We start from the raw sequence: 21917 nt of genomic DNA on the forward strand, positions 1-21917 counted from the left end.
TAGCATGAATATAGCAGATTATAAAGGCGTATGGGTATTTGCTGAGCAGAGAGATGGAAAGCTACAAAAAGTAGCATTAGAACTAATAGGAAAAGGCAAAGAACTAGCAGATAAATTAGGAACAGAAGTAACAGCATTACTACTTGGAAGTGAAGCTGATGATATAGCAAAAGAATTAGCAGCATATGGAGCAGACAAAGTAATATATGCAGATAGTCCATTATTAAAACACTATACAACAGATGGATATGCAAAAGTTATATGTGATCTTGTACAGGAAAGAAAACCAGAAGCAATACTTGTAGGAGCAACATATATAGGAAGAGATTTAGGACCAAGAGTATCAGCAAGATTATCAACAGGACTTACAGCAGATTGTACAGGATTAGATATAGATCCAGAAACAAAACATCTTCAAATGACAAGACCAGCATTTGGGGGAAATTTAATGGCAACAATAGAATGTGCGGCAAATAGACCACAAATGTCAACAGTAAGACCTGGAGTATTTGAAAAATTACAAAAGGATACATCAAGAAAAGGTGAAATAGAAAAAATAAATGCAGATATAAAAGCATCAGATATAAGAGTAAAAGTAGATGAAGTAGTTAAAATAGCAAAAGATATTATGGATATAGGAGAAGCTCAGTTCATAGTATCAGGAGGAAGAGGAATAGGAAGCAAAGAAGGTTTTGAACCATTAAAAGAATTAGCAGATGTACTAGGAGGAACAGTGGCAGGCTCAAGAGCAGCAGTAGAAAATGGCTGGGTAGACAAGGCATGCCAAGTAGGACAGACAGGACAAACAGTAAAGCCTATAGTATATATAGCATGTGGAATATCAGGAGCAATTCAACACTTAGCAGGAATGCAAGACAGTGATTATATAATAGCAATAAATAAAGATGAAGGCGCTGCAATAATGAAAGTAGCAGATTTAGCTATAGTAGGAGATTACAAAAAGGTAATTCCTGAAATGGCAGCTGAAATAAAGGCTTTGAACAACTAGAAACTTGAAGATACTCTAGCTTTTTTATAAGTTAGAGTATTTATTTTTTATGAAGCTAAAGTACAAATCTCAAAATTACCTATAAAAAATTATTCCTAAAATACCTGATATAACTATTATAATTATAGGATGTATTTTTTTGTTAAGTAGTAAAATCATAATGAATACACCTATAGTAATGCTTTTTAAATCATAATAAGATTCTTTAGCAAGAGATAAAAAGGCGCATATAATAAGACCTATTAGTGCAGGCCGCATTCCTATAAGTACTGATTTTATAAATATAGATTCTTTAAATTTTAATATGTAGTGGGTAGCCACAGAAACTAAAATAAAGGGAAAAATAACTACACCTATAGTAGCATATAAACTTCCCCAAAAACTAGAAACCTTATACCCTACAAATGTAGCTGAATTTATAGTAATAGGTCCAGGTGTAATTTGAGAAATTCCTATTATATCTATAAATTCTTTATAGTTAATCCAATGGTTATTAGTAACTATTTCCCTTTCAATTAATGGCAGTATGGTGTAACCACCGCCAAATCCAAAAGCACCTATTTTAAGAAAGCATAAGAATAATTTTACCAATAAGCTCATTTAGCCCACCTTCTTTCTACAGAAAAAGTATCCATAAATCCCTGATAAAATTATAATCAGTACAGGATGAAATTTAAAAAATTCAATGCACAATACAGTTATAATTATTATTATTAAATTTGTGTAATTTTTTTTTATAGATTTTGATAAACTTACTATAGCGACTAATACTAGCATTGGTACTGCAGCACTTATGCCTTTAAATATTAAGTTTATAAAGTAGTTACTTCTAAATTTGGTGAAGAAAGAAGCTATAAGCAGAATTATAATAAATGATGGTAAAATAGTTCCCAAAAGAGCTAAAATTGCACCGAAAATTCCACCTAACTTGTAGCCTATGAAGGTATTTATATTAACAGCAAGGGCACCTGGAAAGGATTGTGATATTACTATGATATTAAGAAATTCCTCTTTGGTAATCCACTTATGTTTGTCTACGACTTCGGCTTCAATAAGGGGAATCATGGCATAAGCACCACCGAAAGTAAAAGCACCTATTTTAAAAAAAATCCAAAACATAGAAAATATTTTTCCCATGTTAAACACACCTCATTTCATTAGTTATTATTTTATAATATAATGTTTATAAAATAAAGAATAAACAGTTAAAATTAAAATCTTGTAGTTTGACAATTTAAACCTTCTAAATCATAATTATATTGGATAATTTTAGTTTTGCCAGGAATAATATAAAGGAAAGGGATGATAACATGCCAACTGATAATTTTATAAGAGTAGCAGCTGCTAGTCCTATAACCAATGTGGCTGACATAAAATTCAATTTAAAAAACATAGTTAATTGTATAGATAATGCTATTGAACAAGGTTCAAAGCTTGTGGTTTTTCCTGAGCTTTGTATAACGTCCTATACCTGTGCTGATCTTTTTTTGCAGCAGTTATTGCTTAATGAAGCTATAGAGGGAGTAGAACATATATGTAGTTATTCTAAAGAAAAGGATATACTTATAGCTGTGGGTGCACCACTTATACATAATAATTGTTTATATAATTGTGCTTACATAATTTTTAATGGAAAAGTACTTGGAATAGTGCCTAAAAGTTATATTCCAAATTATACAGAATTTTACTTACAGTAAATATTAAATATGTGCAACTACTATTTAATATTTACCTAATATATAATATATAATTATGATAATATATTGAACACTTATAATATAGATTAGAGAAAAGATAGATAGATTATAGATATAGAGTAAAAACAGTAAAGGAGAGAAAATAACATGAGTAACTTACTTAATAATGGTGTAGTTGAAGTAGCAACCTTAACTCCTACTTCAATCAAGATAGGTAATCCTAAATATAATGTAGATAAAATGTTAGAACTTATAAATAAAGTTAATGAGGAAAATAGCAAGGGAGAAAGACAGACAAGAGTAGTTGTTTATCCAGAGTTGTGTATAACTGGTTACACTTGTGGAGACTTGTTTAACAACTCAGCTTTATTAGATAGTGCTAAAAATGAACTAAAGAGATTTATTGAAGAATCAAATAATGAATTTAATCCCATTATCTTTGTTGGTATGCCTATAAGACAAGACAACCAATTATTTAACTGTGCTGTAGCAATACATAAAGGAAAAATTTTAGGAGTTATCCCTAAGACTTTCATACCAAACTATGGAATTTACTATGAATTAAGATATTTTAAACCTTCCCATTACAGATTAAGTGATGTAATAGAAATGTATGGAGATATAGTTCCTTTTACACCCAATTTACTTATCGAAGACAAACAATCTGGTGCAATCGTTAGTGCCGAAATTTGCGAAGACGTATGGTGTCCTATTCCCCCTTCTTCATATCACTGCTTACATGGAGCAAATATCATAGTAAATCTTTCTGCAAGTAATGAAACTATTGGTAAAACTTCTTATCGTGAAGATTTAATAAAAATACACTCAGCACAATCTATGTGTGGATATATATATGCATCAGCAACAAGTGATGAATCTACTACTGATACTGTTTTTTCAGGACATTGTGTTATTGCAGAAAATGGCTACATTGTTGCAGAAACTAAATTTACAGAAAATGTAGATATATCCTATGGCGAAATAGATATTGAAAAGTGTATAAATGATAGAGCTGTAAGTAGTTCATACATGGGAATACAAGACAGACAGGAATATAAACACATTTATTTAAAAACATTTGAACCTAATTCAAATGAATTTAAATCTAATAGAATGTTATCCCTTCTTCCTTTTGTACCACATGACATAGATAATCGTTCACAAGAAATTCTTAACTTACAAGCCACTGGTTTAGCTGTAAGACTAAGAAAAATCCATTGTGATAAGGTTGTTATTGGTATATCTGGCGGATTAGATTCTACATTAGCATTAATTGTAGCTGTAGAAGCATTTAAAATAAATAGTTATGATATGAAAGGTATTATTGCTATAACAATGCCTGGTTTTGGGACAACAAGTAGAACATTAGATAACTCCAAAGATTTAATGAAAGCATTAAATGTTACATCGCATGAAATTTCAATTAAGAATGCTTGTATTCAACACTACAATGATATTGGTCATGATATAAACAGTCATGATATTACTTATGAAAATGTTCAGGCAAGAGAAAGAACTCAAATTCTTATGGATACTGCTAATAAATATAATGCTATTGTTGTAGGAACTGGAGATTTATCTGAGTTAGCTCTTGGATGGTGTACTTATAATGGTGACCAAATGAGTATGTATGGTGTTAATTCATCTATTCCTAAAACTTTAGTTAGAAGTATTGTATATTCTTATGCTAAGAAACAGGATAACGAGGTTAAAACAACATTATTTGATATTTGTGATACTCCTATAAGTCCAGAATTATTACCTCCAAATCCAGATGGAACAATTGCTCAAAAAACAGAGGATTCTATTGGGTCATATAATATTCATGATTTTATCTTATACTATATGCTTAGATATGGTTTTGGACCTAAGAAAATCTATGACTTATATACAAATTCTTTAAGTTTAATGGCTAAGAACAATGGCAATAGTGAAGGTAATGTTGATAAAGAGATTATATTAAAAGATATGAAAACTTTCTATAGACGTTTCTTTACTCAACAATTCAAACGTTCATGTATGCCTGATGGTGTAAAAGTTGGTTCAGTATCTTTATCACCAAGGGGGGACTGGCGTATGCCAAGTGATTCTTCTGCTGAAATATGGTTAGATGAGCTTGAAGAGATAAGATAGTGAATTAAAATGCAAAGCCTATATCTTAAACTACTAAGTAAAATAAGATATAGGCTATTTTGTTAATAATTTAAGGATATTGTTAGCAATACTGTATATAATTGTTTTTTTATTATACAGTAGTTTTGCTATGCAATATAATATGCTTTTTAGAAGTTCTGATATTATCTAATAATTTAAAAGAACTTTTAACTTAGATTTTCCAACAAGATTAAGAACTCTACTTATCAGCTATTCACTTTCAAACTTTATAGGAGTAATTTTTTGTTATACAAATTTAAATATATATTTATTATTTGTCAAATTACATTTCTAAATATAGTTTAATATGCTAAATTTTTATTTTTTTAATCTATTCTTCATGCTCGTTCTTTTTTTGATGTTTCATTACATTTACCATGCACTTCATACACACACAACCTATAACTATCATTCCAACAATTGCAACTATTGATATAACTGCAGTTGCCATAGATTCATTCATTATTACACCTCATTTCGTTCATTTAACTGTTTATAAACTTTCATTAATTCATTATAAGAAATAGCAATAGCATACACTTAATTCTTATCTAATATACTTAAAAATATAACCTATATTAGGAATATATAATAATGCTTCTACTATTTATCTATCAGTAGTATGTTTACTTTTGTATAAAAAAGAAGAGATATTTACTATAGTCAATACTATATAAATATCTCTTCTTTATAAGTCTTTTCGTTTTTGAAAAATTTAGTTATTTTTGAAAAATAATCATGAATATTAATCAAATTAATTATTTGCAACCATTTCATCCATAGCACCTCCATATCTTTTACTTTAATTATGTTATAAAAAATAAATCCAAGTTTTATACACTTGTTCATCCAAAAAATAAACCATCTTATCGATTTCCTGATTTGAGTTAAAATATTCTAATGCTAAATAATACTTTTTACTATCATTTTCAAAAATGGTGATTGGAAGAAGATTATTGCCTATAATAAGGTAATTAATTAACATCCGGCCCACTCTTCCGTTTCCATCAGCAAAGGGGTGTATAGTCTCAAACCAGCAGGTGTACGATATTGAACTTAAGAACAATCAATAAAAAAATAACAAAACTAATAAAGTATTATCATCTAAAAACTTGAATGTATATATCATTTTTAAAATTCAATTAAGCATGAGTCTTCTATTTAATTGAATTTTAAAAATGATTATTAATCTAATATAGCATATATTAATGAAATTTAAAAACTAAATGTACCATATTTAATAACTATTTAAGTAATGAATTAATTTTTTGTAATTCTTCTTTTACTTTTTTTTCATTTTCCCGTTGTTTTTTTATTCTTACTTTTTCATCTAAAATATTCTTTATTGCTAAGTATACAATATCAAAATACAGCAAACATTCATTTTCCTCTAATTGATGAATTCCTTTGCTTAATATTCCATATAAAATTTTAGAATTATCTACTAAATTTTGAGGCAAATCATTTTTTAAAGAATTTATTTTTTCATCCATATGAAAACCTTTAAATTCTTCCAAATTAAATGATGAATCATTAACAACTTTTTCATTAACTATTTCAAATATTAGTTTTTCAAAAATTCTTCTTAAATAAACAAATGAACCAATACCAACACCATGAGACTTTAATCCTAAAGCTTTATTTAACTCTTTAACATATTTAGTATCTAATACTTTTTTATATTCATTAGAAGCATCAGAAAAATCGTTTATTGAAGGAGTCTGTCCTATTTTTTCCAAAGAAAGGCTCTCTACAAGTATACTGTTTGACATCTTCATATTTAATTTATAAATAAATGTGAAAACATTTTTGCAATGTGTACAGGTTACTTGTTTTTTAAAAATACCGTAATTAGGAATTAATTTGTCAGTTATTATTTTACTCATTTCAAAATCTAAAAGTGGAGGATTAAACTCTTCATCTTCTAACATATACTCAGGTGCTTCAAAAATAGATAGTGATGCTAAGTCTTTATTTACACTATTGAGATGTGGATGCAAAGACAAAGATGTTTTACAAATAGGACAATAATAAATAATATTTGTATCAGTCTTCATAAAATCAATTAAATGCTCAAGGTCTTCTGAAAAACCATCTTTATAAATAGTCCTTGTGTCTCCAAACTCATCATCATATTCCTTGTATGTAGAACTTTGATATTCCTTTAGCAAAATAGGTAGTTTAGAATATAATGCCAATTCAAATAGTAATTCCTTAAAACTGTAGTCTTTAAAACTCTTTTTATCAGCCATAACTGTGCCCCTTTCTACTAATTAACTTTTAAATACACTATTAATATTATATATGAAAATATTAGTAAATTACATAAAAACACAAATTATATAATAATAGAACTTAAAAGGTAGTAAATAGAAAGAAAATTGTTTTTTACTGAAATATGGATTTTTAACTCAATAAATCCACTTGAAAGATGTATATTACTGAATTTGAATTCCACATATGGTATAATTTACATAACAGGATGCAAATATTATAAAATACTATTAATATTTGCGAGTTTTAAGGGGGGATTATTATGAATCTCATACTGTGTAGATTTTTTATTAATATGAATTTAGGAATACCAGGTACACGAGGGCTACAGATGAATTATGATTCTAAGAAAATTATTTTCTTAGTAAATAGCAATAAGATTGCTACCCATGTTCCTTTTAAAGGAATCAATGTCAACTGGAATAATGTTAAAGATGGCTATAGAAGCGATTTATTCATATATAATAAAGAAGGTAAGAAAATGTTGCTACAAGAAATATTCATTGGTAATGATGATAGATTTAAATATGGATATAAGCAATATGGCATAAGTAATATTATAGATGTTATTTTTGAAGAAGATGTTTCTAAGCCTTATAGTAATAACGATAATTTAAAAGAGTATACTCGAATAGCAAAAGAATATCTAATTCATTTCATTGATATGTATAGGTACTCTACACAGATTGAATTTATTGCTAATCCAAGAACAATTGTATCACCCTTGGTGTCAATTTTAACTTGTGAAGATTCAAGTATTGAATGTTTATGTAAAGAAGGGTCAGACTTTAAAGATTTTACAATTCAAGTTGAATCCGAATCAGCAAATATAAATGTTTTTGAATCTTTCAAACTATCAAATGAAGCATTAGATAAATTACAATATCATTTACAAACTGATTACAAAATAGAATTATATGAAAAATTAATTATTGAATCTAAAGAAAAAGCTTTCGTATACAAGGATTATTCTTTAAGTATCGTGTTAGTTGAAACTGCTGTTGAAACTTTTACAAAGAAAAAGTTAATAGATGTTTGTTCAATACATAACATAAATACTTTACCACTTCACTATAGAAATAATCAACATGTGCATTTTGAAGAAGCTATAGAATCAGGCAATATCATATCAGATTTGTTAAAAGGCTATGTAAATTCAATATTAGGCATATCTGTACATTTAACCAATGAATATAAAGCATGGAAGAAGGACACATACGAAAAGAGAAATAAGATAGTTCACAACGGAATTTCAAGTTATGGATTTAGTGATTCAGAATTAGCATTTAACAGTGCAGTAAGTTTCATAAATTATCTAAAAAAAATCTTGGTTTAGGTTTTGAATTCAGATTTATACTTAATAGTTACAAAAACAGATAGCCCTAACTCAAGCTAAAGTTGGGTTACCTGTTTTTAGTACCTACATATCAATAATTTATTTTAACACTGCCTTATTATAGATTCCTTTTAGTTTCAACATTTTAATATTATATGTAAATGGACCAATGTTAGATTTAAATACATTATTTATTCACTCAAAAAATCTTTGAGATTTTTTAATCTTAAACAATGGTTTCTAATCCATGTTTTATAGACTTCTTCTTCAAAAAAATCAACCATCTTAGATATATCTTCTGTTTCATTAAAATATGATAATGCTGAACAATGTTTTTGCATATCACTTTCAAAGAAAATAATTGGTGGAAGACTTTTTTTCATAAGCACATAATTTATTAATATTCTTCCAACTTTTTCATTAACATACGTCAAAGTAGCCCCATACTTTAAAAAGTAGCAATAAAAATTACTAACAGCTCTGACTTATTCTTCTAAAAAATCATATTCATTGAAATTTCCATAATTAAATTCTATATTCGTTGTTTCACCAATTTTTATAGGGATACTACTAAAAACCATTAATTGAAAATTAGGATATGTTAAATCCAAATCATTTATATGTTTACTTGTAAAACCCGACTCCACCTTCATTTTTGAGAAAGCATTGAATATATCTGATTCTGAGCAATATATCTCAAATACTAACCATGTATCAAAGGATAAATCTAAATTTCTACTTAACACTTCATCAACCTCATAGTCTTTATCTTCTATAAGGAAGTCAAAATGATTATTAAGCGAAGGGTCCATTAATTTTATATATTGCTTGTTCATTTCTTTATTAATTAGCACCTCATAGTTTATTGTTTCATCTAAATTCCATGCATCATAAAAATAAATCTGTTTTTCATATCTGTCTATGCCTTTTTGTAAGAATTCAATACCTATTCTATATTCTTTATTTGAGTTATTTTTTATTCTCTCGTTTAATAAATTAATTATTTTTGTTATTCTCATTTATATCCTCCATTAATACAAATAAAATATCTTCACATTTTTAATTCTATTTTTCATGTTCATCTTTTTTATTTTTTCTTACACAACTCACCATAAATCTCATACATACACAGCTTGCAACTATTATTCCAACAATTGCCACTATTGCTGTCACGTATATAATATATTCATCCATAATCACACCCCCTTTTAGTTACTTAACTATTACATTGACTTTTGTCGAAAAAAAATAAGATATCTACTATAGTCAACGCTATATAGATATCTTACTTTTTTATAAAATTTTCATTTTTAAAAATTTTAGTCTTTGTTATCCAATAATCTCGCATATGAATCCAATTATTTATCTTCATCACCCCAACCTTAACACACCTCCATATATTTTTATTCTAATTATATCATAAATAAATTGCTATACACATAAATTTTCACCTAATTTTATACTCTTTTAATGGGATGCTATAACATTCTTAAGCAATGCACTGCATTTTAAGATAATATTTTAAATGTGAAACAAAGTATAGATGTTACTGGAAAGTTAACGTTATTCTAAATTAAAACTATAAAATAAAAAATACTTTAATTATAGATAAAATTAAAATAGTAATTAGTGTTATAATATAATAATCCTTTAATACTTCCCGCATATTTAAAATATAAGATAATAGAGAAGTACCCCTATTACCTTATAAGCTCTATATTACGTCTTGTCCTAATATTGTTTTTTCTAATTCATCTAAATATGCCATAAGCATATTAACTTTCTCTACTATACGAAATTGCTCTGCAATAGGCGGAATAGGCAATAAAAACAACTTTATATCTTCTTGTGTTATACTTGCTTGATTTGCAGTACCTTGTGCAATATCTACAATGTATCTCTTAAATAATTTGCTTTTTAAAATTATATTAAGATATTTTTGATTTAATTTACTTCTTATTCTTACTGCATTTTGATTTAATAATGTATTATCAAAAATTTCATCAATGTATATAACATTTCCCACCACAGATGCAGGTGCTGTTGGCCAAGAACCTACTGTAGTTAATACTATATCATCTTTATATAGTTTATATTGCTCATACTTTAGTGCATCTTTCTTATCAATATATACAACATCTTTATTGAAAGGATTATTTAAATTACTTACCTTTGTTATCTTTACTCCATCACCTACGTAGTCCTTAGATTTAAAAGCATACCCTTTTTGAAAGCATCCTATATTACCAAACCTACACCATTCCCATCCTTTAGACAACTCAAAATACTTCTCTTCTTCCTTTATTTCTGGCAATGATTTCTCTTTCTTTATCTTCTTTTCTTTAATCAATCTTTCCTTTTCTTCTGCAATTTTATCTAATAGAACTGATGCTGGTTCATCTTCTTCATTTTGCTCTGCTAATTTTCCTTGTATAGCTAACTGCAATATCTTATTTTTTGAATCGGCTATATTTTGTAATAAATCTTGCTTATTATTATCAAGTTCATCTATTAGTGAAAATAATTCATCAACTTTTGCTACCATACGTTTTTGTTCTGGTATTGGTGGAATAGCAATAACATAATTTTCAACAAACTCTTTTTTAACTCTTTGTTGTCCTGCTGTACCAGTATAAGTAGACTTTCCACCTTCTACGAACTCTTTAGTTTTTATTACCTTTAAAATCTTTTATCAAAAGCTTTCATCAAAAGGAGACTCAGCTTTAACTGCGCTAATATCTGGATGCTCAGAAAGAGAATTAACTGCACTACACGATATTATTCGAGTAACTCTACCATATCTAAAAAAATAGAATACTCTAACTGAAGTTTGCTATTGCAATTTCAAAACAAATAATGAATTATGGTCTATACCATAATTCATTATTGTTTTCTTAAGTATATATTCCATTTAGAGTTTAGTAATACAAAAAATCATTATGTAATCAATAATAGCAAGCCAATCTATTAAAAATATGCTTATTTTTACAACAAAAAATTTATAACTTATATTTTAATATAAGCTTTTAGACTTGCTATTTAATCTTCCTCCTTTTTCATCACTACCTATAATACATTTTCCCTACTTGCATATAATTCTAATTCAAAGTATCACTTAAACCTGCTGGCTTATTGAGAACCTTGTCTACATTTATTATCTTTATAAGTTCAATATTATCTCGCTCTAATATATTTTCAAATTCATTTTCATTATCCCTTGATTTCTTAGAAAATGGCTTAATATCTACATAAAGATTTGTTTTGCTTTCAATTCTATGCCTTAATTCATCAAACCATAAATCCGCCAAAGATTTCACAACTTTCTCAAAATGTTTTTTTAATATTTTATCAGCTTCAGCGTTAACTTTTATATCGCCACAAGATTTTAAAGCTTCTTTTTTATAAAGTTCTATTTCCTTCATTACATCTTCTAATGTTACAAATTCCATAAATAATCACACCCTCCCTTTTATCTACGCTTTTGTTTAGATATATTCTTCTTATATTTTTCTTTAATCATCTTATTTGTATTTACCACACAATCGTAATAAGATTTAATTACTTTGTTATTTGGATTGGCTTTTATAATCTCTTTTAACATTTCTATTGCATTATCAAAAGCTATTGTATAAATTGGGTCGTAATGAATTACGGATACGTCTCAAAAGTGACCACCCATCAACCCATTCATCTTCGTACTATCTAAATATATCAAAGCTCAACAATCCATCAGTTCGTTTTATGATTTCTGCCTTATAGATTAAATATGTCGACAAATTCTTTATAATTCCGTCTACTCTTTTATCAATAAGCTCTTTAGCTCTCTTTTCTACTTCTTCGTTATTATTATACTCTGTTTTTTGCTATAATAAATTCAAATTTCCTGTAATTTTATCTATCTCTTCTGATTTTGCAGGTCCTATAGCTAAACAAGTTATAGTCTTTACCCCTTTAAACATCGTTGCTCCACTATCAATTATTAGTGCAACTGGCAGTTTGCTTTGTTCTGCCTTATTGTAAATATCTAATAGTTCATTTTTAGAATTAACATATAAACATATTTTAGTAAAACCATCTTTCAGCCATTCATCTAATTCTGAACCTTCATTTACTTCTAATGATAATTCGTATTTTCCATTATGAATTTCAGGATGAAATTCATCTATACTTTTGTTACCTCTAAACATTTTTAATATTACAGCCAAAGAAGCGTGACTTCCTTGTGCAACCATTTTACCTTTAGTCATTTGCAAATCTTTTCTCATTACAATTACTTGTTTTAACATTTTTAACCATCCATTTCGTATTTTGATATAAGATATAAACTAATATCTTTAAAATCTCATTCTATAACAATTATTCTAATTGTTTATTTTCTCTCAACTTGATGTATACTTTTTTCAAAGTTTGTTTTAAATTTGCGAAGTAACTTATATAACCAATATGGACAATTATTTATAGATTTTATTCGCATATGGCAACCTTTTACCAGTTGGTTAAAAGCTTTGCGTAATTTGTATTTATCTTCATTTTCACTCATAATAAAAATCCTCCTTTAAGAAACCATATTTAGAGAGATTTCTATAATTAAATTCTATATTAGATACCTAACTAATCCTTCCAGGGGCGCTACTAAAAACCTTCAATTGCAAATTAGAATATGTTATGCCCAAAACATCACCTTTATGTTCTATATTTAGCTTAGTGAATTAATTCATTTCAGATATATTTATTGCTTCCCAAATTACAGTTCAAAATGTAAATTTAATATCTTAATTTTTTTCTTTAATTTTATTCTTCATGTTCGTTATTTTTTTCATATTTTATTATATTTGTTATACATTTCATGCACACACAACCTACAACTATTATTCCAGCAATAGCAATTACTGCTATACATATAATTGCCATAGATTCATTCATTTTTACACCACCTTTCATCTGCCTAACTGTTTATAAGCCTTTCATCCTTATTTATTTTATTATTACTTTTACAATCTCTTTATTCATTTCATATACCCCTTAATTAATTTTCTTCTAAGAAATATCAATATAAATAAACCTAATTTTCATCTAATGTTCCCCAATTTTAAACTCTATTGTATATATTAGTATGTTGCTTTTTGTATAAAAAAGAGAAGATATTTACTATAGTCAATTCTATATAAATATCTTCCCTTTATATTTATTTTCATTTTTAAAAACTTTAGTTCTTCTTAAATAACAACTGTGACCCTTAATCCTACTAATTACCTTCAGCCACTTCACCTATGCCACCTCCATATCTTTTGGTTTAATTATATTATAGAAAATTAATCCAAGTTTTATACGCTTGTTCGTCTAAAAACTTAACCATTTTATCTATTTCCTGATTTAAGTTAAAATACTCTAATGCTAAATAATACTCTTCACTATCATTTTTAGAAATAATAATCGGAGGAAGATTATTTCCTATAATTAAATAATTAATCAACATCCTGCCAACTCTTCCATTTCCATCAGCAAAGGGATGTATAGTCTCGAACCAACAGTGAAAATAACTTACAACTTTTAAAACATTTTTATCAGTAATTTGGACTTCATTTACTTCATCTATCAACGACTGCAAGTTCTCCTGTACTTCATCTGGACTACAACCTATATTATGTATCCCTACTACATAATCACCTTTTTTAAATTCTCCTGGTTTTTCACCATTTACTATTAGTTTTTCTGTAAAGCACTCTTTCATCAGAACACAATGAAAATGTTTAATTAGTTCAATTGATAATTTTGTATTATTTTCTTTAGTTAATTCTACAATATTGTTGCATAGTTTTCTTTGATTTTCTATTTCTTTAAGTGTATTTTTATTACCTTTAAAATCTTTTACTTCTTCTTCTTTAAAAATACTTTCTACATCCTTAAATCTTGTTTCATTATTTTCTATCTTGTTGGATTCATACACAAATTGTGGGAAAAATTTTTTTAATAAGTCGTTTTTTTCCACATCCCTCCATATTTTTATAACTTCATTATATAACATTTTTTGATTCTCCAATTTAGCATTTGTGACTTAATTACACTATAAATTATAACACACATTATTAGGGTTATATAAAGCTTAGTTCAATCTAATTTGACATGCTATTTTTTAAGTTTCTATGAAATTGAGGTAAGATAGATATAAATATACCTATAATATTTGACATACTTATTTTAATTAAGTATAACTATGTTAAGGAGTGTAGTTTAATCTATTAACAAGTTTTAAATTAAATTTAAGAATTATCAACATGTGCTTAAAATCAATGGTGCTGACATATGTACTAAATTTTATAGAAATATGATATATCAAAATATTTATTTTGATATAATTTGTTTAACATAAAATTAAATTTAGATACTTGTTATAAGTATCTTGCCTAATTATTACACTCAATAGTAAGTTTAACATCATTAGGCAAGTGAATAGAAATAGTGGTATATTTTTGTAAACTATTTACAAGTTTTGAAACCAATGCAAATAGAGTATCTTGTGAAACATTTATGTAATTTTGTTGTAAATTATTCGTAGCATTTATAATCTGGCTGTCTATAAATTGCTGTAATTGGTTTATAACAATATTACTATATGCTCCACATTTTCCCTCGGATTTTAAGTCGTTTAGTATACTTTGATTATTATATTTCTCTATAATGGCTTCGCAAATAAATCGAGATGAATTAGGAACTGTTTTCAATATGCTTATAACTTCTAAATATTCTTTTGATATTGAAAAATTCTTTACCATCTCTGCACTCTTACTCACTAAAGCCACCTCCTTCTTTGGTAAGCAATTTTTTAATACAAACAACCCTATTGTTTTATATTAAAAAATGCGAAGTTCTTATATTTATATTGTATATTATTATCTACCATTTGTAAATAAAAAATATATACCATTAGTTTCATTTTTTTTTTAATAACTATATCTATTACTTTATATTTTGGGAGGAAAAAATGAACAATTCAATAAATTATAAAGAATTAGGAATTCGACTAAAACTTGAAAGAAAAAAAATGGGTTTTACAAGAGAAAAATTAGCAGAACTAATTGGAGTCACAACTGCATATATTGGAGTCCTGGAAAGAGGAGAAAAAAGAATGACAGTTGATACATTGGTAAACATATCAAATTGTTTGCACGTAACAACTGATTATCTAATCACAGGAGAAAAACCTCCATCAAAAGAAGGTTCACATTTAATTGAATTACTATCTGGATGTTCAGAATCAGAATCAAATGCATTATATGATATTATTCGGGTAACTTTACCTTATCTAAAAAAATAAAATACTCTAACTTAAATTTCTTATTATAATTTCAAAACAAATAATGAATTATCGTCCATAGCATAAAATTCATTATTTGTTTTCCAGTTAGCTTATATATAATGCTTTTCTCTATCATTTACTCAGGCAAATTATGAGGCTTTTAATGTACTATTGGTGAGGTATATTCCATAATTTAAAAGTATGCCAAATTATAATTTGGCATACTTTTAAATTATGGAATACATTTATACAATTAGGTTGATAAGAAACTACCTTCCATACAAAGCATTGTAATATATACTTATAGAATAAGTAGCATATTTATTCACAATTCTATGTGTCTCCTGAATAATATTGTCTAAGATAATTTTTAATAACTTCTTTTTCCTTAATATCACTCTTATCCACGAATTCTTGTAACTCACTAAGAAAGCTTTCTTTCTTAATTCCATAGCTTTCAATCAACATATTTAGAATGAAGTCGATTCTTATTTCGTTTGCCTCTGAGTATATACTTTTTTCACTTTCAATAACTTCATTATATGTATTTGTAATTAGAAAAAGTTTAACGTTATTTGATACCAAGCTTACAGTATAAAATATAGTAAATACAAATATGTAAGATAGAACAGCAAAAATTAAATAGAATAACTTCTCTGTTGGTAAGCTCAAAGGGCTATATAATATAATATAAGTCAAAAAAAATGTAATTATCTGAATACCTATTATAAATGTTAAAAACTCAAAACTAACTAATATTTCGTCAACTGAATCCTTACCATTTAATCTTTCTATTTCTTTAGTTACATTCTTATTTAACATACTTATTATCACTGCAATCCCTGCCAAAATAATTCCAATCATTCCTATTAATGCAGAAGCTATGTATAATGCTACGTTTTGTATAGCGACTTCAAAAGATTTAAAGTCTGCATAAATATTAAAACTATATGTAATCCATAAAATAATTCCTGTAAAGATAACAGCTATTTTACACTCTAAAGAAGAAAAATCAAATAAGTCTTTCCACTTCTTATATTTATTAAATCTTTTGAACAGCTCATGATGGCATGATTTATCAAACGAATTAATTTTCATTTCACACTCCTATATCTTAGCTAAACTGATTTTATTATTCTTTTACATACTTTTGCAAATTCAATTACGTTATCAATATAGTCATCAATCTTATCTTTTATTGGTTGATTATTTTTAGTAGAATAGGTTCTACCGCTTTTACTAACAGCTTCAACAGTTGCATACCCCTTACTTATAGCCTCTTCACTACTTAATCTTGAATGTATATTTTCAATCTGGTCAATTTCATCTTTTACAATTGATGAATCAAGTAACAACCCATTAGGAGCTTTAGATGTAAACAATATACTTCTCGATGTTACATTTCCCGCTTTTGCTGATTGTAAAAATTTTTCTCCATTATTATATATCTGATTTAGCAAGTCTTCATTTGGGTTTGGCGGAATAATTTCTATTTTTAAAGTTTCTATTCTACCAATACTTTTTAACTCACTTCTTATTTCCTCAATATTTAATCCCTTTCTTAATATAAATGCTTCAAAACTATAACTATCTTCATATTCTTCCATACTTATATTTATTAATTCTCTAAAAGCATCATTAAATTCTACATATCCAAATCTATTAGTAGTGTAGAAAGCTACCTTTTCATTAAAAATATCAAAACAAAACCTAATTACTTCATTATTTTCAACTGGTACTTTCTTCACATGACCTGTTTTTTCATTAACTTTATTTATAAATAGATTAGAAGTTTTTATGACATTTCCTACAATAACATTATCAAGCTCATCTCCCAATTTTTCTATAGAACTAAATTTATAAGAAGCATTATATTCATGCACATCTCCAGATTCATCATATCTAATTTCATTTTTCTCATACTTAATGTCATTGTTGATATTAACCATTAATAAATTTAATATTTCTTTTAGTCTACTTGGATTATCATATATATCAAATATATGTGAGTTTATATTAATTTTTGAAAAGTATAAAGTAACCGACAAAATATCTACCCCCTTTTAAACAATAATTTTAGCTAAATAACTACTAAACAGAAAAAATTTCATTATTAATTAAATTTCTACATACATAATTATAATCCTGCCTAAATACAGTTTATTTTTAAATTAAGCCTTGTTAGACTAAATTGTTGATATAAGCATAATAAAACAGGTAGTCCAATTTTGAACTACTTGCTAATACACAAACTAAGAATATTGTTCATTTGTGATATGCTTAATTTTTAATACCATTATCCAAGTTTTACTTTTATATAAGAGCTAATCCGACTATAGTAATTAAAGTTATTCCTAAACCTTGGGACATTTATACTCACTCCATTTCTTAGAATTTATATATATCATAAAAGCCACTCAAGGAATTTTAGAAACTTGTAGCCTTTGTACTATCAGATTATAATATGTATATAGAACAAATAAACCTTAAGTATATAGTTTTATTCTACATCTTTCTTATATTGTCCTTTAGTGAAGTCAAAACTAACTTTCCTTAAAATTAACACTTTAACATAGTTTAAATTAAAGATAAAAGGACGTTATTATGTCAAAATGGAGTTTTGAAGAATATTTAAATGACCAAGTAGAAGAAATTAAAGATTTAAATAAAAAAGTATATACAAGCAGAAAAATATTAGATACAAATAAGTTTTGTCACGAAGCTTTAAGAGCTTGTGATATACCCATAAGTTATCTTATTCCTAAAATAAAAAGAACTGAAATGACTATTCAAGAATAGGAAGCTCATACCAGCATCGAACATAAGTGGGAGTACTTTAATGGTGTATCTTTTGGAAGTACAGACGAAAGGGATAAGATTTTATTGGGATTGATTTACACTGCTGGTTTAAAACATCTTTTGGAGATTTTACGAAGGGAGTCATTGAAAGAATTGAATAAATTAATTAATGAGAAAGAAAGAGAATACTAAGAACTTAAAGTTTTAATTGTATTTCTCCCGTTTATCGAGAACTTTTGGGGCTGATGAAACTTGGCTTTTTCCTTGAAACAGCACAACAGTAATTAACTGCAAAGCAAAAACTATTTAATAACCTGTTAACAAACGGTAGTTTGACAATTTAGTTAAGTTAATATTATATCACTAACGGGAATCTGAACAATATTCATTTGGTAGTAATTTATAGAGTATCTATAATTTTATGATTTTAAAGGGGATGTAATTTATGCAAAAAAGAGCTATTATTTTTTCAGCAGGTGAATATCTTAATTCACTAAGTTATCCAAAACCTAAATTGGATTTGCAAGGTGTTAAGTGTGATGTATTGGCGATTGAAAAAAGATTAAATCAGATTGGATTCAATGTAATAAGAAAAGATAACGTTTGCAAATCTGAATATTTCTCTACTCTGAAAAAAAGTGTCGAGAATTGTCCAAGTGATGCTATTCATATTGTATATTTCTCTGGACACGGAGGACATTATAATGGTAAGAATTACATATATCCTTCTGATTTTGCAGTACGCTACGATAGGACTAAAGATGTAGATGATGCAAGCATTAACATAAAAGATATTATTTCTGTATTCAAAGACAAAGGCAAATTAATTTTGATATTAGATGCTTGTCGAAATGATTTCGGTGTATCAAAGGGATATTATTCTGAAATGGCTTCAGCAGAAAATGTTTATATCGCATATGGTACGATGTTTCAAAGTTCATCAATTGCTACAAATAGGATGAGTTGGTTTACTGAAGCAATTTGTGATGAAATTCTAACACCCAATATAGATGTTGATTCTTTATTTACACAAGTACGACAAAATATCTTAAGAAAACATCATGCACAAATCCCTCCAAGCGTAACTGGATTACTTGAAGGAGTAGTTCTCCATTCTGAATTAAGCTATGATGATGATGATAAAAAAGTTTATGATTTTGTTCAAAAGTATGGAGACGAATATACTGACAAATATGGATATTTTCACGGAGATGATTTAATATTCATAGATGCCTCTCAATATTTTGACATAGGTTTGCTTGATGCAATTTGGAAATTTAGAAAAGTTAGTAACAAGATATTTAAAAATACAGGAATATCAGTTCCCGAACTTACTGAAGCAAAAGAAAAATTAGTAATTTTTCTGGGATTTACACGTAGTCAAAAGTTTTTTACTTGTGATGAAAGCCATACTTGGTATTATAATGGTAGGCAAATCAGAATGGGTGAAATTCCACCACTTCCACCAAGTATGCAACGCAAATTACCTGAACAAGGAAAAGAGTTTTATGTTAACTTTGATGCAAAAAAGGAAGAAGGGAATATAATTATTAAAACAAATTTACCTGACCAATGTGAGATTTTTATTTGGGATAATAAATCTAATTTTTCTAAAAATTTTATCGTTACTGGTGGAAAGATAACTATAACGGATGCTGACGAAATTAAAAGAGTAAGGATTGATTCTGGTATTTTTACATCTAATAGAATTGTACAGCAAATACTTGGTGATAAATGCCGTAATCTTGTTGGAAAGTATGTTAAATATCATCCCATACATGGAAATCAGCTAACATACTTATGTGAGTTCTAAGGATGTCAGTATTAGAGCACTTATTTAAATTATGTTTAGAACCTAATAATATTATGACAGAACTAAGGAATCCATATATATTTTAATGCATATAGGCTTCTCTTAATTTTGTCATATCATTGACACTATGATTTGTTCAAGATACATTACCACACCTCAATTTACACATTTAGGTGAAATTAAATTATTTCATACAATACCTGAAAACCTAATATGGTCATTAATTCAATCGTATCTAATTAAAAGGTTAAAGTATATTACTTTAATAATTATAATCCTGTATTGACTACATATTCATACATTCTTAATAGGGGTATGGCAACGTAATAAAAGTCTGGTAAAAAGATGTCTTATGACTGTTTTTTGCACGAATCGTTGCCGTATCCCATCCAGGTAGGATACGTATTTTAGTCAAATAAAAAAGTGCCTTTTTATATTAGGCACTTTATAAATTATTTATTATCTTTTCACATATTTATACGACTTTTACCAATATCTATATATTCCTTTATACATTTATTTCTTTGTACATTTAGTTTGTTATAGAAATCTTGATTCTTTTCATATCCTAAATTAAATATTATCTGATTAGATATGTCATAATCATTTGTATAATCAATAACTAAGTAATAGCTATTTTTTTTCATTCCTAAAGCAAATACACCCAATATTAATATTCTTGATAAAGTTAAATTTTTCTCAGTATCATAAGCTATGTTCTTAATTTGTCTTAAAGGTAATTTAAATTCACCTGTTTTTGAACCCTCAGTTATTTTAAACTCTAAACACTTATTTGTTAGATTTATTTTTCCATGTCCTGTTTCAACTAACTCCTCATATCCACCTAAATAAGTTCCACTACAAGAACCTAACTGTAATTGATTCATTTTATTTATTCTTTCATATTTTTCTTTTTCCTCTTTATTCGATTTTTCAGATTTTAGTTTATTCTCTGATATTCTTTTATTAAGTCTTTCTTCAGCCTCTTTTATCCCATTTTTAAATTCTTCCTCTTCTTGATTTTTAGCTTGTTCACAGGTTAGATTTTTATTCTTTATCGCATTCATAGCAAGCTCTTTAAACAAACCTATGTGTATAATCATATTTATAAAAGGTATAAATAAAGTTATAAATCCAGTTATAAAATCTCTTTTCATCTTTTGAAAATTATATTTACTAAATAAAAATGTTATTAGGATATTACTTAAAAAAATTACAGATGAAATTATTATACTTAAAACTAAATACTTTAGCATATCAATCCCCCCTCTAAGAATATATTAATTCACCTTGCAAGTAATGTACATATTTTCATAGAAATTATTATTTTGGATATACTTATTAGTATGGCAAAAATAACTGCAAGAGTATACTCAACACAAAAATTAATTTGTATATTTCTTATATTGAGTATTATAGATGGACAATCCCGCTTATAATTTTTAAGGCTATATTTCAACATTATATTAAAACATAGCCTAATATTTAAATAAAATATATACTGATTTATGTCAAATTTACTTATAAAATAACTAATT

At 26.9% G+C, this 21917-nt stretch carries 24 protein-coding genes and 1 pseudogene; 7 read left to right on the forward strand and 18 right to left on the reverse strand.

All coding sequences use genetic code 11. From position 1 onward, the window contains the following. Window positions 1-4 precede the first annotated feature (4 nt). Complete coding sequence (locus tag Q6H37_RS02545) at window positions 5-1009, forward strand: electron transfer flavoprotein subunit alpha/FixB family protein (RefSeq protein WP_318739018.1); 1005 nt, start codon at window positions 5-7, stop codon at window positions 1007-1009. A 75-nt stretch (window positions 1010-1084) separates the two neighbouring features. On the opposite strand, the gene Q6H37_RS02550 is transcribed toward Q6H37_RS02545, so the two are convergent. After that, complete coding sequence (locus Q6H37_RS02550) at window positions 1085-1609, reverse strand: chromate transporter (RefSeq protein ID WP_318739019.1); 525 nt, start codon at window positions 1607-1609, stop codon at window positions 1085-1087. Then, window positions 1610-2146 carry a chromate transporter gene (locus tag Q6H37_RS02555; protein ID WP_318739020.1) on the reverse strand — a complete coding sequence of 179 codons (537 nt, stop codon included), beginning with the start codon at window positions 2144-2146 and terminating at the stop codon, window positions 1610-1612. A 173-nt stretch (window positions 2147-2319) separates the two neighbouring features. On the opposite strand from Q6H37_RS02555, the pseudogene Q6H37_RS02560 reads away from it, so the two are divergent. Both Q6H37_RS02560 and Q6H37_RS02565 read left to right on the forward strand, forming a co-directional pair. Then, window positions 2320-2697 (forward strand): annotated as a pseudogene (locus Q6H37_RS02560) (nitrilase-related carbon-nitrogen hydrolase); the annotation flags it as partial. Between the two features lie 156 nt (window positions 2698-2853). After that, the gene (locus Q6H37_RS02565) at window positions 2854-4839 is read left to right on the forward strand and encodes an NAD(+) synthase (RefSeq protein WP_318739021.1); all 1986 of its coding nucleotides are present in this window, start codon (window positions 2854-2856) and stop codon (window positions 4837-4839) included. A gap of 352 nt (window positions 4840-5191) precedes the next feature. Here Q6H37_RS02565 and Q6H37_RS02570 read toward each other — a convergent pair whose 3' ends face one another. The 3 genes from Q6H37_RS02570 to Q6H37_RS02580 form a co-directional block, all read right to left on the reverse strand. Continuing rightward, window positions 5192-5323: a hypothetical protein gene (locus tag Q6H37_RS02570; protein ID WP_318739022.1), complete on the reverse strand. Its 132-nt coding sequence runs from the start codon at window positions 5321-5323 to the stop codon at window positions 5192-5194. Between the two features lie 348 nt (window positions 5324-5671). Continuing rightward, window positions 5672-5926: a Fic family protein gene (locus Q6H37_RS02575; protein WP_318739023.1), complete on the reverse strand. Its 255-nt coding sequence runs from the start codon at window positions 5924-5926 to the stop codon at window positions 5672-5674. Between the two features lie 178 nt (window positions 5927-6104). Then, window positions 6105-7112, reverse strand: coding sequence for a hypothetical protein (locus Q6H37_RS02580; protein WP_318739024.1), 1008 nt, complete (start codon window positions 7110-7112; stop codon window positions 6105-6107). 284 nt (window positions 7113-7396) lie between these two features. Here Q6H37_RS02580 and Q6H37_RS02585 point away from each other — a divergent pair, with 284 nt between their 5' ends. Then, entirely contained in the window at window positions 7397-8470 is a 1074-nt protein-coding gene (locus Q6H37_RS02585) for a hypothetical protein (RefSeq protein ID WP_318739025.1), read from the forward strand. A 191-nt stretch (window positions 8471-8661) separates the two neighbouring features. Here Q6H37_RS02585 and Q6H37_RS02590 read toward each other — a convergent pair whose 3' ends face one another. The 10 genes from Q6H37_RS02590 to Q6H37_RS02635 form a co-directional block, all read right to left on the reverse strand. Further along, window positions 8662-8904 (reverse strand): hypothetical protein, encoded by a 243-nt coding sequence (locus Q6H37_RS02590; protein ID WP_318739026.1) that lies wholly within the window; start codon window positions 8902-8904, stop codon window positions 8662-8664. Window positions 8905-8955: 51 nt separating this feature from the next. Next, window positions 8956-9489: a hypothetical protein gene (locus tag Q6H37_RS02595; protein WP_318739027.1), complete on the reverse strand. Its 534-nt coding sequence runs from the start codon at window positions 9487-9489 to the stop codon at window positions 8956-8958. Window positions 9490-9535: 46 nt separating this feature from the next. Beyond that, entirely contained in the window at window positions 9536-9664 is a 129-nt protein-coding gene (locus Q6H37_RS02600) for a hypothetical protein (RefSeq protein ID WP_318739028.1), read from the reverse strand. A 520-nt stretch (window positions 9665-10184) separates the two neighbouring features. Then, a complete protein-coding gene (locus Q6H37_RS02605) occupies window positions 10185-11015 on the reverse strand; it encodes a restriction endonuclease subunit S (protein ID WP_412523900.1) in 831 nt (276 codons plus the stop codon). A 553-nt stretch (window positions 11016-11568) separates the two neighbouring features. Beyond that, window positions 11569-11919 carry a hypothetical protein gene (locus tag Q6H37_RS02610; RefSeq protein ID WP_318739029.1) on the reverse strand — a complete coding sequence of 117 codons (351 nt, stop codon included), beginning with the start codon at window positions 11917-11919 and terminating at the stop codon, window positions 11569-11571. A 414-nt stretch (window positions 11920-12333) separates the two neighbouring features. Continuing rightward, complete coding sequence (gene pth2 / locus Q6H37_RS02615) at window positions 12334-12756, reverse strand: aminoacyl-tRNA hydrolase (RefSeq protein WP_318739030.1); 423 nt, start codon at window positions 12754-12756, stop codon at window positions 12334-12336. 83 nt (window positions 12757-12839) lie between these two features. After that, a complete protein-coding gene (locus Q6H37_RS02620) occupies window positions 12840-13010 on the reverse strand; it encodes a hypothetical protein (protein WP_318739031.1) in 171 nt (56 codons plus the stop codon). Window positions 13011-13261: 251 nt separating this feature from the next. Further along, a complete protein-coding gene (locus Q6H37_RS02625; RefSeq protein WP_318739032.1) occupies window positions 13262-13393 on the reverse strand; it encodes a hypothetical protein in 132 nt (43 codons plus the stop codon). Between the two features lie 379 nt (window positions 13394-13772). After that, entirely contained in the window at window positions 13773-14495 is a 723-nt protein-coding gene (locus Q6H37_RS02630; RefSeq protein ID WP_318739033.1) for a Fic family protein, read from the reverse strand. A 379-nt stretch (window positions 14496-14874) separates the two neighbouring features. After that, the gene (locus Q6H37_RS02635; protein WP_318739034.1) at window positions 14875-15261 is read right to left on the reverse strand and encodes a hypothetical protein; all 387 of its coding nucleotides are present in this window, start codon (window positions 15259-15261) and stop codon (window positions 14875-14877) included. 191 nt (window positions 15262-15452) lie between these two features. Between Q6H37_RS02635 and Q6H37_RS02640 the strand changes: the two genes are divergently transcribed. After that, complete coding sequence (locus Q6H37_RS02640; RefSeq protein WP_318739035.1) at window positions 15453-15785, forward strand: helix-turn-helix transcriptional regulator; 333 nt, start codon at window positions 15453-15455, stop codon at window positions 15783-15785. Between the two features lie 315 nt (window positions 15786-16100). On the opposite strand, the gene Q6H37_RS02645 is transcribed toward Q6H37_RS02640, so the two are convergent. After that, on the reverse strand, window positions 16101-16865 hold the full coding sequence (locus tag Q6H37_RS02645) for a hypothetical protein (RefSeq protein WP_318739036.1): 765 nt from the start codon (window positions 16863-16865) through the stop codon (window positions 16101-16103). Between the two features lie 20 nt (window positions 16866-16885). Then, a complete protein-coding gene (locus Q6H37_RS02650; RefSeq protein WP_318739037.1) occupies window positions 16886-17815 on the reverse strand; it encodes a DUF4747 domain-containing protein in 930 nt (309 codons plus the stop codon). Window positions 17816-18371: 556 nt separating this feature from the next. Here Q6H37_RS02650 and Q6H37_RS02655 point away from each other — a divergent pair. Further along, complete coding sequence (locus Q6H37_RS02655) at window positions 18372-18566, forward strand: hypothetical protein (RefSeq protein ID WP_318739038.1); 195 nt, start codon at window positions 18372-18374, stop codon at window positions 18564-18566. A gap of 445 nt (window positions 18567-19011) precedes the next feature. Beyond that, entirely contained in the window at window positions 19012-20379 is a 1368-nt protein-coding gene (locus Q6H37_RS02660) for a caspase family protein (protein WP_318739039.1), read from the forward strand. Window positions 20380-20846: 467 nt separating this feature from the next. On the opposite strand, the gene Q6H37_RS02665 is transcribed toward Q6H37_RS02660, so the two are convergent. Next, window positions 20847-21635 carry a hypothetical protein gene (locus tag Q6H37_RS02665; protein WP_318739040.1) on the reverse strand — a complete coding sequence of 263 codons (789 nt, stop codon included), beginning with the start codon at window positions 21633-21635 and terminating at the stop codon, window positions 20847-20849. Between the last annotated feature and the right edge of the window lie 282 nt (window positions 21636-21917).

This window comes from Clostridium sp. JS66, assembly GCF_033561535.1.
In the GTDB taxonomy this organism is placed as follows: domain Bacteria; phylum Bacillota; class Clostridia; order Clostridiales; family Clostridiaceae; genus Clostridium_AM; species Clostridium_AM carboxidivorans.